Annotated in this window: 17 protein-coding genes, 1 tRNA gene and 1 pseudogene; 1 reads left to right on the top strand and 18 read right to left on the bottom strand. The window is 64.3% G+C overall.

Features of this window, described 5'->3' with window-relative positions; all coding sequences use genetic code 11:
• Positions 1-353 (bottom strand): hypothetical protein (locus tag AC1DS3_RS10595; protein ID WP_477127137.1); only part of this gene is annotated, 353 nt, incomplete at its 3' end.
• A gap of 160 nt (positions 354-513) precedes the next feature.
• Positions 514-801, bottom strand: coding sequence for a helix-turn-helix transcriptional regulator (locus tag AC1DS3_RS10590; protein WP_477127136.1), 288 nt, complete (start codon positions 799-801; stop codon positions 514-516).
• Between the two features lie 360 nt (positions 802-1161).
• Between AC1DS3_RS10590 and AC1DS3_RS10585 the strand changes: the two are divergent.
• A pseudogene (locus tag AC1DS3_RS10585) lies at positions 1162-1426 on the top strand (transposase); the annotation flags it as partial.
• A 267-nt stretch (positions 1427-1693) separates the two neighbouring features.
• Here AC1DS3_RS10585 and AC1DS3_RS10580 read toward each other — a convergent pair.
• The 16 genes from AC1DS3_RS10580 to AC1DS3_RS10505 all read right to left on the bottom strand — a co-directional run bounded on the left by AC1DS3_RS10580 (position 1694) and on the right by AC1DS3_RS10505 (position 14888).
• Positions 1694-2482, bottom strand: a complete 789-nt coding sequence (locus tag AC1DS3_RS10580; RefSeq protein WP_477127135.1) for a hypothetical protein — start codon at positions 2480-2482, stop codon at positions 1694-1696.
• Positions 2483-2536: 54 nt separating this feature from the next.
• Complete coding sequence (locus tag AC1DS3_RS10575) at positions 2537-3745, bottom strand: tyrosine-type recombinase/integrase (protein ID WP_477127134.1); 1209 nt, start codon at positions 3743-3745, stop codon at positions 2537-2539.
• 174 nt (positions 3746-3919) lie between these two features.
• Positions 3920-3995 (bottom strand) — tRNA-Ala (locus AC1DS3_RS10570).
• A gap of 40 nt (positions 3996-4035) precedes the next feature.
• Positions 4036-5757 carry a thiosulfohydrolase SoxB gene (soxB, locus tag AC1DS3_RS10565; protein WP_477127133.1) on the bottom strand — a complete coding sequence of 574 codons (1722 nt, stop codon included), beginning with the start codon at positions 5755-5757 and terminating at the stop codon, positions 4036-4038.
• Positions 5758-5916: 159 nt separating this feature from the next.
• Complete coding sequence (locus tag AC1DS3_RS10560; protein ID WP_441637462.1) at positions 5917-6438, bottom strand: TlpA family protein disulfide reductase; 522 nt, start codon at positions 6436-6438, stop codon at positions 5917-5919.
• A gap of 9 nt (positions 6439-6447) precedes the next feature.
• Positions 6448-7140: a sulfur oxidation c-type cytochrome SoxX gene (gene soxX / locus AC1DS3_RS10555; protein WP_441637460.1), complete on the bottom strand. Its 693-nt coding sequence runs from the start codon at positions 7138-7140 to the stop codon at positions 6448-6450.
• Positions 7141-7157: 17 nt separating this feature from the next.
• The gene (gene soxA / locus AC1DS3_RS10550; protein WP_477127132.1) at positions 7158-7982 is read right to left on the bottom strand and encodes a sulfur oxidation c-type cytochrome SoxA; all 825 of its coding nucleotides are present in this window, start codon (positions 7980-7982) and stop codon (positions 7158-7160) included.
• Positions 7983-8148: 166 nt separating this feature from the next.
• Positions 8149-8604 carry a DsrE family protein gene (locus AC1DS3_RS10545; protein WP_174425843.1) on the bottom strand — a complete coding sequence of 152 codons (456 nt, stop codon included), beginning with the start codon at positions 8602-8604 and terminating at the stop codon, positions 8149-8151.
• A gap of 141 nt (positions 8605-8745) precedes the next feature.
• Entirely contained in the window at positions 8746-9057 is a 312-nt protein-coding gene (gene soxZ, locus AC1DS3_RS10540) for a thiosulfate oxidation carrier complex protein SoxZ (RefSeq protein WP_441637457.1), read from the bottom strand.
• A 62-nt stretch (positions 9058-9119) separates the two neighbouring features.
• Positions 9120-9575 (bottom strand): thiosulfate oxidation carrier protein SoxY, encoded by a 456-nt coding sequence (gene soxY, locus AC1DS3_RS10535; RefSeq protein WP_441637455.1) that lies wholly within the window; start codon positions 9573-9575, stop codon positions 9120-9122.
• Positions 9576-9744: 169 nt separating this feature from the next.
• The gene (locus AC1DS3_RS10530; protein WP_477127131.1) at positions 9745-10074 is read right to left on the bottom strand and encodes a c-type cytochrome; all 330 of its coding nucleotides are present in this window, start codon (positions 10072-10074) and stop codon (positions 9745-9747) included.
• 120 nt (positions 10075-10194) lie between these two features.
• Entirely contained in the window at positions 10195-11238 is a 1044-nt protein-coding gene (locus tag AC1DS3_RS10525; protein ID WP_477127130.1) for a c-type cytochrome, read from the bottom strand.
• Positions 11222-12586: a sulfite dehydrogenase gene (gene soxC / locus AC1DS3_RS10520; protein ID WP_477127129.1), complete on the bottom strand. Its 1365-nt coding sequence runs from the start codon at positions 12584-12586 to the stop codon at positions 11222-11224. The genes AC1DS3_RS10525 and soxC overlap by 17 nt, the downstream gene beginning before the upstream one ends.
• Positions 12587-12722: 136 nt before the next feature.
• Positions 12723-13130, bottom strand: a complete 408-nt coding sequence (locus AC1DS3_RS10515; RefSeq protein ID WP_441637448.1) for an ArsR/SmtB family transcription factor — start codon at positions 13128-13130, stop codon at positions 12723-12725.
• 122 nt (positions 13131-13252) lie between these two features.
• Positions 13253-14515 (bottom strand): FCSD flavin-binding domain-containing protein, encoded by a 1263-nt coding sequence (locus tag AC1DS3_RS10510; protein WP_441637446.1) that lies wholly within the window; start codon positions 14513-14515, stop codon positions 13253-13255.
• Between the two features lie 28 nt (positions 14516-14543).
• Positions 14544-14888, bottom strand: a complete 345-nt coding sequence (locus tag AC1DS3_RS10505) for a c-type cytochrome (RefSeq protein WP_441637444.1) — start codon at positions 14886-14888, stop codon at positions 14544-14546.
• Between the last annotated feature and the right edge of the window lie 167 nt (positions 14889-15055).

Genomic DNA, 15055 nt, shown 5'->3' with positions numbered 1-15055 from the left:
AGGCTAGCCAGTGTGGGGATGTCTCTCGGATTGGGATCGTCGCTTGATACCGGCAGAACCGAGCCACAGCACTCACAGCGGAGATATTCACCTGTCTTCGCGCGCTGCTTGCGTTCAGCCGCAAGTAGGGAACGGAAGCCGCCCATGGAAAGAGGTAATCCAATGGTCGACAAGTGAGCTAAGACTGCTTTCTGTGGCACTTCGCGGGCCAGCGCGCGCTCGATAGCCAGGTACAGCGTCTGGAATAACACGATCTTTTGCTGTTGTTTGCCTGGCTGTAGTGCATCCAGTTGTTTGGCCCACTGCTCTGCGTTGGCGAGCGTGATGCTGCTGGTCGTATTTTGAAGTTCCATTATTCGTTTCTCATACAGGTATGTCGGCGGCCTGATGTGCCCCCTAGTCCCAGGAGGCCGCATGCCCTAGCGACCGATCAGTTACTCCATCGAGTCGAAAGGCCACAGCAATCGAATACGTGCATGTGCGACCCGATAAATGAACATCTTTCCCTCCGATTTATGCCGCTGGGCGAGAATTGGCGCGCGACGCAATCCAGGCATTCACCTCGGACTCAAGCCAACCAACCGTGCGTACCGTTAGCTGGATCTTGCGCGGGAAGGTCGGATCACTCGCAATGAGGATGTACAACGTCGCACGCGAGAGTTTCGTACGCTCGATCAATTGCTTCATGCGAAGGATTTGCAGCGTCTTGTCGAGCTGGCGAGCAATCGAACTGGCGTCAGATGCGGCGCTAGCGCATAGGGGAGTAGGCTGCTGCCTTGCAGCATAGACTTGTGTGTTCATGAATTTTTCCGTCACAGGTTAAGACGACCGGGAAATCCGCCCCGATCGTCGTTGTCCGGCGAGTGCCGTGAGTGACAAATGATTCAGCCGGAACCGCTGTTCCGGGCAAGCTATATTTGTTTGGCTACGTCTGGCCTTGTCCAATGAGGCTTCTGGAACGTCGAGCCGGAAGCTCCCGGAACATACCCGGAACACGTGTTGGAATACGCAGACAGCCGCCGAACGGAATACCCAGCGCCCGATAGACGGTCTTGTCGCGCACGGCTGGAAGACAGCGATGATTCCATTTGCTACCCTTTACTTGGAGTCGGTAACAAAACCATGTCATCGTCACATAGCGGTTGAGCGTTGCTACGTGTCATGGCACGGAAGAAGATCAACAACGAATTGTGGAAAGCACTGCAGCCGCTGCTGCCGAAGGTGGAACGCTCACCGAAAGGTGGTCCCCAGACTGGACGACTGAGCCGCGCTAAACGGCATCCTGTTTGTCTTGCAGACCGGGATTCCGTGGGAGGATTTGCCGCAGAAACTCGGCTTCGGCAGCGGCATGACCCGCTGGCGTCACCTGCGTGACTGGCAAGTCAGCGGAGTCTGGGCGGGTCTGCATGTCGCTGCCGCCCATCGATGCTCGCCCGACTCCAATCGATCTGGTTGTGCTCGCGCAAACGGGTCAGCAGGGGAGTTTTGTTAGCCGCACTTAGATMGATTCGTTCGACCGCCCGTGTGAATCTCAACACCGGCCTGCACACGGAACGTCCGACATCCCCGCACGTCGATGAATTCAACCGGATGCATCGGCTCAAATGGAAGAGGCCCTATCCAGACGATGACTACACTCATCACCTCGTCGGTCACCAGGCACCCGACTCACCCCTCCTTGGCGAACATCGTTCTAGGCGAAGGGGGAAGCCTTCTGCCTCTTCTTGTCCTTCTCCTTCTTGACCACGCGACGAATCATGCTATCACTAACGCCAAATTGCCTTGYAAGGCGTGCCGTAGGGTCGCTTACCCGTTCACGCTTCAGTTGGTCATGGAGCTCTGCAATCWTCTCGTGGTCACCCGGCTTGAGCGTGGGTTCTTTCCCCCCGACAGCGGGTAACGATGCAGCATCTCGCTCTGGGCCTGTTTCTGTTTCCTCCTCGTCATAGACCAAGCCAAGCCGCTCCAAATACGCTATGGCGTCCTTACGAGTCAAAAGCGCACCCAAATCGACAGCGCCGACAGGGATGTACATGGTGTTAACCGGAACAAGCCGCGCAGCCCTATGCTCTTCTCGTAGTGCCTGAATATGGCCATMGACAATTCTATTGTGTTCGATCTTACGTTTGAGGATCATCTCTTCGGCCGCTTCCTTCACAAGGAGAGGTATCCAAAGTGGACGGTCCGACAGCTTTACATAAGCCGCCATGAACGAAGTAACGTCTTCTTCGGACATTGGATATTTCAGGGGAGGCAGTTTCTGCAATACCTTTGCAAACTCCTCCCGATCAGCTTTATCCAGCGGGAGAGGTACATCTGTGCCGGCGTACGGACTCGAAACGCCGGAGGGGTAGCTCTTGGCCCACACACAGTCAATGCCCGTCGGATTCTTGTCGATCGGGTAAACCGCTTTGGCGATTTCCTGGCAAAATCGCCAATAGCCGATCAGAGGGCCAGATGGTAGCTTGACGTGTCCTTGCACTTTATCCTCTATTATGGTTCACCGACTTGAGTGTCTTGTATTAACCGGTCGTACCTAGGCTGCTGCAATCTGAAGGAGATCGGCACCCTTCTTCAAATTGTCAAGGTAGTCAGCCCATTTCTGCATCATCACGATGCGGTCATCGATAAACTTCGTCCGATTGTAGGCTGTACCCAGTGCACCGGATACCTTGTGCGCAAGTTGGTGCTCGATCACTTCACTCGGAAAGCGCAATTGCTCATGGAGGATCGTACGCGCCATCGCCCGGAATCCGTGTCCCGTAATTTCTGTTTTCGTATCGAATCCCATCCGTCTAAGCGCAGCATTGATTGCAGCACCACTCATCGGTTTTTTGACATCCCGTCCTGGAAACACATGTTTTCGGTGGCCAGTTAGTGCATGTAACTCACGCAGGATTGCGGTTGCCTGCGAGGCAAGGGGCACCAGATGCTCAGTTTTTGTCTTGGAAACTGTATACCGCCACTGGCCTTCGTCGAGGTCGAACTGTGACCATTCAGCCGTACGCAATTCTCCCGGCCGAACGAACAGCAATGGGGCAAGACGCAACGCGCACTGAACCACGAACGTCCCTTGGAATCCATCTAGTGCGCGCAGGAGGCCGGCAACCTCGGTAGGCTCCGTGATGGAAGCAAAATGGGTATGTCGGGCTGCTGGAAGCGCTCCCCGAAGATCTGCGCTGACGTCACGCTCCGCTCTCCCAGTAGCCACAGCATAGCGAAAAACTTGTCCGCAGTTTTGATGCACGCGATGTGCCGTATCAAGCGCGCCGCGGCCTTCAACCMTGCGCAGCACCGCAAGAACCTCCGGGGCTTTGATTTCTGCGATCGCCCGGCCGCCGAGCCACGGAAACACGTCATTCTCAAGGCGCCCGATGATTTTGTCGGCGTGACTGGCGGCCCAGCCCGGCGCTTGCCTTGCAAACCATTCTCGCGCCACCGCTTCAAAGCTGTTTGCGGCACGCTCCACGCTCGCCGCTTTCTGCACCTTCCGCTCGATGCCAGGGTCGACACCGTTGGCGAGCAATTTTCGCGCATCGTCCCGACGCATTCGCGCTTCCTTGGCGCCTACCTCGGGATAAACACCGAGCGCTAATCGCTTTTCTTTTCCGGCGAATCGGTATTTGAACCGCCAATATCTACTCCMCGTTGGGGAAACTTCGAGATACATGCCGAGGCCGTCAGTCAGGCGGTAGGCTCGATCGCGAGGGCGCGCGTTGCGAACTTCGACGTCGGTCAAGGGCATTTCGGTCTCCGTGGGGGCATCAGCATGGGGGGCAACTAAAGTGCCCCCTAAGATGCCCCCTAAGATCCCTAGATGTCAATGGATAAGGCCGGATCACTTCAGAAACAAAAAACCCCGCAAGCCTTGATCTTGCGGGGTTCTCTGGGCTTTCCTAGACGAGCTAGAACATGTTTTTGGTGGACCGAAGGAGGATCGAACTCCCGACCTCTGCATTGCGAACGCAGCGCTCTCCCAGCTGAGCTATCGGCCCGTGACGAACGATTGTAGCTCAGTTTTTCGCGGCTGTTCAATCACGTTGCCATGCCCGCGTTGCCGGTCATGCCGCGCACCGTCGGCAGGTTCAACGGGCGGGCGGTGACCTCGCCGGAGGCGCGCAGCCACTGGGCCATCAGGTCCCAGATCGGTGGGCTGCCGCTCTGGCGGGCTTCTTCCGAGACGGGGGCCCAGCCGGCTACCTTGTAGGTCTTGGCGGCGTCGATGGGCTGGCCCTTGAGGCGCATCTCGGTGATGCGTTTTCCCATCGATGCGGTGGGGTCGATGGTGTATTGCAGGCCGCCCACGCGCACCATGTCGCCGCCTTGCTGGTAGTAGGGATCGGGATTGAACAGGTTGTCGGCCACGTCTTCGAGGATGGTCTTGATGGTCTCGCCGCTCATTGCGGTGACGGTGGTGTGAGGATACGTGATGGCGGTCTGGTCCATCAGGTGTTCCATGGTGATGGCCTGCCCGGGCAGCAGCGTGGTGCCCCAGCGAAAGCCCGGCGAGAAGGCGATCTCGGCGCCCTGCACATCCATCAGGCCGTCCAGGATCAACTGGTCGAACGTGCCGTTGAAATTGCCGCGGCGATATAGCAGGCCGCTGTTGCGCGCCAGCACTTCGCCGAGTTGCTTCTCATACGGCGCGCGGACCTTGGCGATGAGCGCGTCCATGGCGGGATCGGCGGCGAGGTAGTTGGCAAAGACCGGCAACAGGCGGTAGCGGAAACCGCTGACCTTGCCGCCCTTGACGTCGAAGTCGAGCACGCCGAGGAACTTGCCGTTGGAGCCGGCGTTGGTGACCAGCGTGGTGCCCCCGGCGTTGCTGACCGGCACCGGCGCCGGCATGCCGTCGTGCGTGTGGCCGCCCAGGATAGCGTCGAGCCCGCGCACGCGCGAGGCCAGCTTGAGGTCCACGTCCATGCCGTTGTGCGACAGCAGCACGACCACCTGCGCGCCCTTGCCGCGCGCCTGGTCGATGACCTGCTGCAGGTTCTCTTCCTGGATGCCGAAGGTCCAGTCGGGCGTGAAGTAGCGCGGGTTGGCGATCGGCGTGTAGGGGAAAGCCTGGCCGATGATGGCCACCGGCACGCCGTTCATCTCGCGGATCACATAGGGGTCGAAGACGGGATCGCCGAAGTCGTTGGTCTTGATGTTCTGCGCGAGAAAGGCGACCTTGCCCTTGAAGTCGCGCTCGACGATCTCGGTGACGCGCTCGGCGCCGAGGGTCATCTCCCAGTGCGGCGTCATCACGTCCACGCCCAGCGCCAGCGCGGCGTCGACCATGTCTTGCCCGCGCGTCCACAGCGCGGTGGCGGAGCCCTGCCAGGTGTCGCCGCCGTCGAGCAGCAACGCGCCGGGCCGGCTGGCCTTGAGCTGCTTGACCAGCGTGGCGAGGTGGGCGAAGCCGCCAACCTTGCCATAGCGGCGCGCGGCTTCGGTGAAATCGAGATAGGTGAAGGCGTGGGCCTGCGCGCTGCCGGGGGCGATGCCGTAGTGGCGCAGGAAGGCCTGCCCGACGAGGTGCGGCGGCTTGCCCGCGTAKCCGCCTRCGCCGAGGTTGACGTTGGGCTCACGAAAATGCAGCGGGCGCAGCTGTGCGTGGCAATCGGTGAAGTGCAGCAGGTGCACATTGCCGAAGCGTGGCACGTCATAGAGCTTGCCGGCGGCCTGCGCGGCTTGCGCGTCGGTGGCGGGAAAGGTCATGCCGCCGGCGCCGGCGATAGCCAGCACCTGCAGGAACTCGCGTCGGTTCATTGTCTCGTCCTGTGCATGTCATGCGCCGGTGTCTGGCTCTTGCGACCCGGCATCTTGTGGGCCATGTGGCCGGTGTGGTCGATGCGGCCGATATGGCCGATATGGCCGATATGGCCGATATGGCCGATATGGCCGATATGGCCGATATGGCCGATGTGGCTACTTCTGCGTTGGCGTGGCGTACCTGGCCAGCGCCGCGACTTCCTCTTCCAGCATCTCGCCGACCTCCTTCTGCACGACCTTGCCGTGGGCGTCGATCACGTACAGCTCGGGCAGGCCGCGGCGCTTGCCGAGCGCGGCGCGCAGCGCGGGCGTGTCCATCGCGGCCGGGAAGGTGTAGCTGTGCTTGGCGATGTAGGCGGTGGCGTCGCGAGGGTCCTTGTCGAGGCTGACCGCCAGCACCTGCAGCCCGCCGCGCGCGCCGCCGGTGCTCTCAAAGAGTTTTTGCAGGCGCGGGTTCTGCAGTGCGCAGAAGGGGCACCACGATGCCCAGACTTCCACCACCAGCGGCCTGCCAGCCAGGTCGGCGGGTGTCAGGACCCGGCCGTCGAGCAACTGCACCGGCGGCAGGCGCACGGTGTCGCCTATTTCCAGCGCGGTGGCCGCGCGGCTCCAGGCCAGTGCGGCAAGCAGCAGCACGCGCGCGCGCCGGAGGGAGCCTGCCATGCGGCTGGGTGTCATCGCGCAGCCTTACTGGTTGACCGGCGAGGCCGGGTCCAGCAGCAGCGCCATCACGTCGCGGATCTGCTGCTCGGTGAGGATGCCCTTGTGCCCGAAGCGCGGCATGTTGGAGCAGGCCGAGAACGCGCTGGAATCCCAGATCTTGCCCCAGGTGTACTTGAGCACCGCCTCGGAGTCGCCGCGCAGCTTGCCGTACTGGTACAGCGACGGGCCGATATTGCCAAACGAGATCTCGGCCTTGGTCATCTGGTGGCAGGCGTAGCAGTTGGCGCCGTTGGGGCTGCCGACTGCGTCGGAGAACTGCATGCCGCGGCCGTTCTGGGCGGTCTTCTCGCCTTCCTTCCAGTCGCCCAGCCATTGCTTGTCGGTGGGGTACTTGATCTGCTTGAATTCGGCGGCCTCGATCTTCCTGGCCACTGCGGCCGGCACCTTGGAGCGGTCGGGATAATCGCTGCAAGCCTTCTGCATGGCGTCGCGATCGAGCACGCCTTCGACCGTGGCGGGGCCCTTGGAGGTGAAGGAGCTTTCGATCAGCTTCTTCATGTCGGCGTCGCTGACGGCGGCGGCCTTGGCGGTGACGTTCGCGGGCTTTGTGGCCTTGGCCGGCTTGGCGCTGTCCTCCGCGTGAGCCATGCCACCCATGCAGGCCAGCATGGCGAACGCGACCAGCGTGCCTTGTGCGTATTTATGCGCTTGTTTCATCTCTGCTCTCCCTTCGCTCAGCGCTTCATGGCCGGACCGTCATACGTGCCGCCGTTCGCGTTCCTGGCGAGGAACAGGCTCAGCGCGGTGATCACGTCGGAGCCATAGGCGGGTTCGGGAAAGCGCTGCTGGCGCAGGCAGTCGTAGAGGCGGTGCTGCATCGAGCGTACCTCGCCCTGCGAGACGCGATAGGCGGGCCACGTGGTGTAGGCGGCTTGCGCGCCTTGCTTGGTCAGCAGGTTGGGCAATTCTTGCAGGCGGATGCGCTGGCCGTCCACGGCGTGGCAGGTGGCGCAGGCGAAGTCGTAGGCGCCGCCACGGTAGAAGAACATCTTCTGGCCGAGGGCGTACACGCGCTTTTCTTCGGGATGGTTCAGCTCCACGTTCATCTTGACGCCGCGCGACTCGCCGGCCACGAAGGCCACCAGGCGCTCGATGTCGGATGGCTTGCCAGTGGAGKCGAAGGGATTCTTCAGGGCCTCTTCCTGGGTCAGGCCCTGCAGCGTCACGCGGCAGTAGGCCAGGCGTTGCTCCAGGTCCATTACGCGCCCGGTGTCCTTGAACAGGCGCGGCAGCTCGGCGTAGGCACCCTTGGTCACGCCGGGGCCCTTGCCCAGGTCGCATTGTTCGAGCGAGGCGTTCTTGGGGCCGGCGGGTTTTTTCCAGAGTTCTTCGCCGGCGGCCTCCCACAGTTCCGCGGGGTTGCCCTCGGCGAGCATCTGCCGGTACTTGGCGATTTCCTCGGCGGTGCTGCCCTGGGCGTGCACCGCCGCGGCGGCGAGCGCCACGGTGCCGGCCAGCGCCAGCGCGGCGCCGGTGTGGCGGCGTCTGATCGTTTTCATGGGGCTTCTCCTCGGGGCCTCGGGAGCCTGCCGCCGTGTGGCGCCAGGCCGTGCGGGCCCATCTTATGGCTTGTCTTCCCGTTATCGGCGCCCGGTGCGGGCCGGCTCTTGCGCGGGTGCTGCTTACAACCTGTCTGCTTACAACCTGTATTTACGGCTTGCGTATTTACGGCTTGATGTAGGCATAGCCCTCATCGAACTGCAGTTTGGCCACTTCCACCACGCCAGCCTGTACCACCTTGGCTTCCATCAGCAGGCTGGACTCGGGAATCTTGCGCGCCATGAGCGTATTGCGGCAAACGCGGAACTCGACGCCGGAACTGGCCAGCGCGCCCACTGCGGCCTCGAAGGTGTTGCCGCGCGCGTCACGCGCGCCTTCCACGATGAAGTCCACGCCGTAGCCAAACGCCACCACCACGATCTTGGTATCCGGCGCGGCGTTCAGGTGGTTGCGCAGGTTGGCCATGGCGCGCACCGCCTGGTCCGTGCCTTCGGACAGCTGGTAGACCACCTTGACGCGCCCGCCCTTGCCGGCAGCCGCCGGCGCCGCTTGCGCCGCCGCCTTGGCGGCCAGGCCGATCGCCGCCAGCGCCGCCGTTGCTCGAATAAATGCTCGCCGCATGATTGCTATCCTTCCGGTCGCGCCCCCGCGCGCACCATGCGCCGGCCCGGGCCCGACATTCGACCTGAACCATAGCAGAGGATGCAGCCGTCCGCTCGCTCAGGCCGGTACCTGCCCATCACTTCACCGGAGCAGGCCGGATCAGGAAATGGTCGCTTCGTCGGTCCGCTTGTCGCCGCGGTTGTCGACCCAGGTCACCGTGACCTTGTCGCCCTTGGCGCCGCCCTTGAACTTGAAGTTCAGGAAGGGATCCTTGGATACCGCCGGGCCGAACTGCGCCTGGAATACGTCCTTGCCTTTGCACTGGGCCGTCACGCTCTGGATATGCCAGGCGGGAATGGTCTTGCCGGACGCATCCTTGCGCTGGCCGGTTTCCATGTCGTGCTTCATCAGGATCTTGACGTCGACCACACCGCCGCTCTCGGCGGCACGTACGCGCATCGGGTCTGCCATGTTCTTTCCTCTTTCAGGTAATGGTGGGGCGGGAAACCCGCCTGGATGAATGAGCGCGTGGCTCAGCCGCCGCAGCCACCCAGCGTCACCTTGATTTCCTTGGACGCCACGTACCATTTGCCGCCGGCCTTGACGGCGGCGTACACCATCGAGGTCTGGCCCATCTTCACCCGCGTGGAGACGAAGGGCTCGGTGCCGGCCGGGATGATGAAATCCGCTGCCAGCGTGTTGGGGTTCTTTTCCACCAGGATGGCKATCTGCTCGGTGCCAGGGATGTTGCTGGTCACGGCGACCGGCACCACGGCGCCGTTCTCGGCGATGTCGGGGGCGGTAAAGACAATGGCGGTGCTCTTCTCGGTGCCGCTGCCGCCAAATGCCTTGATGACGTCGGCCACGCTCTTGCCGTCGAAGGCGGTCTTGTTCCACTCCGCCGCCTGCGCCTTGCTGATCAGGCCGGTGGCGGCCATCAGTGCGAGCATGGAGGTGACCCGCAATACGTCTCGTCGTTTTGAATGCATTGTTTCCTCTTCTCCTGCGTTTTCCGTTCCGGCTTGGTTTTCTGTTGGCCTGCCGCGCATTTTTCGCGCCGCAGCGGGCGGTGCATTGCCGCCCTCGCACAGGGGCGCCGTCGGCGCCCCTTTGGTCCCGAAGCCGTAACCGGTCCGGGCAGGGCTTGCCCTGRCGTGCTTACTTGGCCGGGGCGCCTGCCAGCACCCACTCCACGACCGTCTTCAGGTCGGCGTCGCTCAACGCGGCATTGGCGGGCATCGGCACCGGGCCCCAGACGCCARCACCGCCGCTCTTGACCTTCTTGGTCAGCGTTGCCAGCGCGTTCTTGTCGCCCTTGTACTTGGCCGCCACGTCCTTGTAGGCCGGGCCAACCAGCTTCTTGTCGACCTGGTGGCAGCCCATGCAGGCGTTCTTGTTGGCGATTTCCTGGGCCTTGGCGGCATCGACTGCAGCGTTGGCCGAGGCGGCGCAAGCCAGCATCAGCGTTGCGATGACAAACTGCTTCATGGATATGCTCCGAACTTTGAAGAGCCGTGGGGACGGCGAAAAGCCCGCTCGCTGCCAGTGTTGCCTGTCGGCACGGCCGGCGCGGCGGCGCGCTGGCCGCGCCACGGGGCGGCCAGTCCGCTATTTTGCCTCAAGAATCCACCCCACCACGGTGCGCAGGTCGGAATCGGGAATCTGTGCCTGGGGCGGCATCGGCATGCTGCCCCAGGCGCCCTGCCCGCCTGCCCGGATCTTGTGGGCGAGCGCGTCCTGTGCATCCTGCCCCTTGTACTTGCGCGCGACCTCGGCAAAGCTCGGGCCGACCAGCTTGCGATCGGTGGCGTGGCAGGCCATGCACTGGTACTGGCTAGCCAGTTTCGCACCCGCCGTCTCGCCAGGTGTGGCCGAGATTGTGGCCGCGGGTGCGCTGGCGCCGGCAGCCCAGCCGCGCGTGGGCCCCACGGTGCGCTGTTGCGCCGCCAGGTCGCCGTGGGCATCGCGGGCATAGGCCGGCATGGTCGACACGATCTTGACCGTGGGCGTGCAATCCTTCATGCACGCCGTATTGCGCGTATCCGCCTGGCCCCGCCCGGGCCACAGGMCGTGCTGCAGGGTCATGCCATTGCGGTTCGGCATTTTTTGCTGCACTTCGGCGATATTGCCATCCGACAGCGTGAAGTCCGCCGGCACGATATCGCCCAGGTTGAGCAGGTAGGCCGTGACTGCGTAGACGTCGTCGGCGGACAAGCTCCGGGGCGCGTTCCATGGCATCGCACGGTGGATGTAGTCCCACAGGGTGCTGACCGTGCTGACCTTCATCAGCGTGGTGCGGTACGGCTGGTTGCCGGTCAGCGAGGCCACCCGGCCACGCTGGATATYCTCGGCGCTGGTGCCGCCGACGATKGGCGAGAACACCTCGTTGGACTCACCGAAGTCGCCATGGCAGGAGGCGCATTTGCCGTCCCAGATTTTTTGTCCCTGCGACACTGTGCCGCTGCCCTTGGGCAGGCCCTGGAAATCGGGCCGCACATCGATATCCCAGGCCTTGACCTCGGCCGGCGTGGCAGTGCGGCCGAGCGCCGCACGCGCGCTGGCGTCCGGCGCGGCGGCCATCGCCGCTTGCCCGCACAGCGCGGCGGCGATGGCGATCAGTGCCGCGCGCCCGGCGCTAGTCAACGTGGACATTGGATACCTCGCCGCCATCGGCCACCTGCCAGCTCTGGATGGCGTTGTTGTGATAGATCGAGCGCGCACCCCGCACCGCGCGCAGTTGCGCCAGGCGTGGCTGTACATAGCCGGTCTCGTCGATGGCGCGGCTCTGCAGGATGGCGGGGGAGCCGTCCCACACCCAGTCCAGGTTGAAGCGCGTCAGGCATTTGGACAGCACCGGCGTTTCCAGCCTTGCGGTGCGCCAGTTGCGCCCGCCGTCGACCGAGACATCGACGCGCTTCACGCGCCCGCGCCCGGACCACGCCAGGCCGCTGATGTTGTAGAAGCCGCGCCCCACCAGCTGCTGCCCGCCGGAGGGGGTGGTGATGACGGACTTGCACTCCTGGATCGAGGTGTACTGGCGCAGCATGCCGTCGGGCATCATGTCCACGTAGTGCACGGTCTCGTCCTTGGTGTTCCACGGCTGGTCGCCGAGCTCCAGCCGGCGCAGCCACTTGACCCATGACACGCCCTGCACGCCGGGCACCACCAGCCGCAGCGGGTAGCCGTTTTCGGGGCGCAGCATCTCGCCGTTCATGCCCCAGGCGACGATGATCTCGTCGGCCAGCGCCATCGGGATGGTGCKGGTCATGCCTGAACCGTCGCCGCCCTCGGCCAGCAGATAGCGCCCGCGCTTGAAGTCCGCGCCGGCATCGTCGAGCAGGACCTTGAGCGGCACGCCGGTGAACTCGCAGCACGACAGCATGCCGTGGGTGTATTGCACCGTGGGCACCGCCACGTTGCCCCATTCCATGCCGGTATTGGCGCCGCACTCGATGAAGTGCATGCGCGACACCGCGGGCAGGCGCATCAGGTCGTCCATGGTGTAGACGCGTGGCGCCTTCACCAGGCCGTTGATCATCAGGCGGTGGCGGGCCGGATCGATGTCCTGCCAGCCTTGATGATGGCGCTCGAAGTGCAGGCCGTTGGGCGTGATGATGCCGAAGAAGCCTTGCAGCGGGGCAAAAGAGACCGAGGCCGCCGATACCCGGGTCAGGCCCGGCGACTCGCGGCGCACCAGATTTTTCTCGAACGATGACGGCTGGCCGTAGGGATGCGCGGCAACCGGCTGGCCGAGCGTGGTGGCCCAGGGTTGCGGGGTGAGGATGGCGTCGTCACCGGCAGCGCCATCCGCTGCGCGGGCCCGGCTGGCGACGCCAGCGGCCAGCGCGGCTGCGGCGCCCAGGAAGCTCTTGCGCAGGAAGTCGCGGCGAGGGCTGTCGGACGCACCTACGCCATGCTGCGTGATGTCTTGCTGCAGCGAGGCGCTGACGAAATGCTCCGGCGCACGCACGATGCGCCCGGGGCGGCTCTGTTCCGGCACTGCGGTCTCCTCCGGCTCGCGCGTGCGGCGCCAGCGGCGCCGTCGGCGAGCCTGTTGTGGGTCAGCGCCCGCGCAAACGGACGGCTGCCGTCGAACCTTGGTGCGAGCGCTGCTGCCCTGGCGCCCGGCGCATTGCTCAGCGGCTGCGCCGGCGCGGTGCCGGGGTGGCCTGCGGCATGAAGCGATCGACCATGCTTGCTGGCAAAGCGTTGTCTTCCAGCCGGCTGGCGACCTGCACGCAGACCGTGCGGCACAGCTCGATCACGCTCTCGTCCTCGATGGCGTAGAACACGAGGTTGGCCTCCTTGCGGCGCGACAGCACGCCCGCGCGGTACATCGCGGTGAGATGGCGCGACACATTGGTCTGCGACGATCCCACCGTATCCACCACGGTGCCCACCGGCTTCTCGCCATCGCACAGGGCGTGCAGGATCTTCAGCCTGGTGGGCTCTGCCAGCAGGCTGAAATACCCCGACACTTTCTCGAACACGCGATCCATCTCATCCATGCCGTTCAATATATTCGTATATGCGTAATTGCGCATATAGTGTTTACCCCTTTGTGCAGTGCTTCCAGATTCAGGCTGCGCTGCAACCTCGAGGGCATAAGCAAAGCGCACCGTTGCCGGTGCGCGCCGTGACTGCCTTGGACTGCCGCGGGCTGCCTTCAGCCCAGCATGTCGGCCCAGATGGCATCCGCCCACGCCTGCGCATAGGTGCCTTCCAGCGCGTTGGGCGCCGCGGATAGCCCGCCCGACCCGGGCACCGTGACCATGGTCTTCTGCGCGGCATCGTAGCGATGCACGCTGGCGATATGGATGGCTTCGCGCTCTGAGGTGAAGCTGTAGCAGGTGTTGTTGTACAGCGGCTCGGGATTGGGCGCGTGGCCCGCTAGCAGCGACACGATGGCAGCGGCGGCCACCTTGCCATGCTGGTTGGCCATATGGCCCGATTTGGGCATCAGCGGCGCAATCTGGATGGCATCGCCCAGCACGTGGATATTGGGCGCGGCCTTGGATTCGAAGGTGAGGAAATCGACCTCGCACCAGCGGCCGTTGGCGGTGGCCAGCCCGCTTGCAACGGCGATGGCCCCGGCCCGCTGCGGCGGCAGCAGGTTGAGCACGTCGGCGCGCTCGTCGTCCTGCACCTCGAACTTGAGCGTGCGGGTGACAGGGTCCACATCGACGGCGTTGTACTGCGGCCGGTACTCGACCATGCCCTTGTAGCGCGTGGCCCAGACCTGCTTGAACAGTGCTGCCTTGGAGGTGACGTCGGGATTGGCGTCAAGGATCAGCACCTTGCTGCGCGGCTTGGCCCGTGTGAAGTAGTCCGCGACCAGGCAGGCGCGCTCATAGGGGCCGGGCGGGCAGCGATACGGCGCCAGCGGAATGCTGATGGCGAAGGTGCCGCCGTCGCGCATGGCCTCGAGCTGGCGGCGCAGGCCCACCGTTTGCGGCCCGGCCTTCCAGGCGTGCAGGATCTGGTCGCCGCCGGGCTGGGCAAGGCCCGGGATCTCGGCGCTGAGCACGTCCACGCCGGGTGAGAGCACCAGCTTGTCGTAGGCCAGCGTGCCGCCACCTGCCAGGCGTACCTCGCGGCGCGCGGCGTCGATCGCGCTGACATGGTCGCGCACGACCTTGACGCCGTGGCGCTTTGCCAGCGCATCGTAGGACAAGGTGATGTCGCCGATGCGCTTGCTGCCGGCGAGCACCAGGTTGGATAGCGGGCAGGACACAAAGCTGGCGCTGGGCTCGACCAGCGTGACCTCGATGCCCTGGGCGCTCCATTCGCGCAGGTAGCGCGCGGCGGTGGCGCCGCCATAGCCGCCGCCTACCACCACCACCTTTGCCTTGCGAGTCGCGGCCTGCGCGCCGAGCGTGCCGAACATGGCCGTGCCGGCTAGCGCGCCGAGAAATTCACGTCGTTGCATCTGGAAATCTCCTTGCCGGGTTGCAGGGTTAGCGCACGGCGGCGAACCAGCCCGCGATGGCCTCGATCTGCTGGTCGCTGTAGCCCTTGGCGATCTGCTGCATCACGGTGGCCTCGCGCTTGCCTTGCTTGAAGTCCTGCATCTGGCGGACCAGCTCGGACTGGTCGCGCCCGGCGAGTGCCGGCACCACGCTGCCCGCAGGCGCGCGGCCGGCCGGGCCGTGGCAACCGGCGCAGGCGGCGGCCCAATTGCGCGCCTGTAGCGCGGTGGCGTCGGGCGCCTGCGCGCGCGCGCAGGCTGGCAAGGCCAGCAGCGTCAGCGCCGTTAGCGCCATCAGCGCCGTCAGGGCAGCCGGTGTGGGGGTCTGGTTCATGGTGTTCGCTCCGGGGTCGCGCCGCGAGGGCGTGCCAACCCTAGCACAGCGCGGCGCGCGCATGTGATGCGAAATCCGCAGATCGAACTGCGCCGGCTGCTGCCAGGCGCGGGCAGCGGCCGGCAGCGTTGGCTGAATCGGGGTCGGAGTGAGCGCGGGCGCTGCGC

It is taken from the genome of Cupriavidus sp. 01L46, assembly GCF_056399905.1.
The sequence above is the reverse complement of the archived record's forward strand: the minus strand, read 5'-3'. Positions and strand labels throughout refer to the sequence as shown.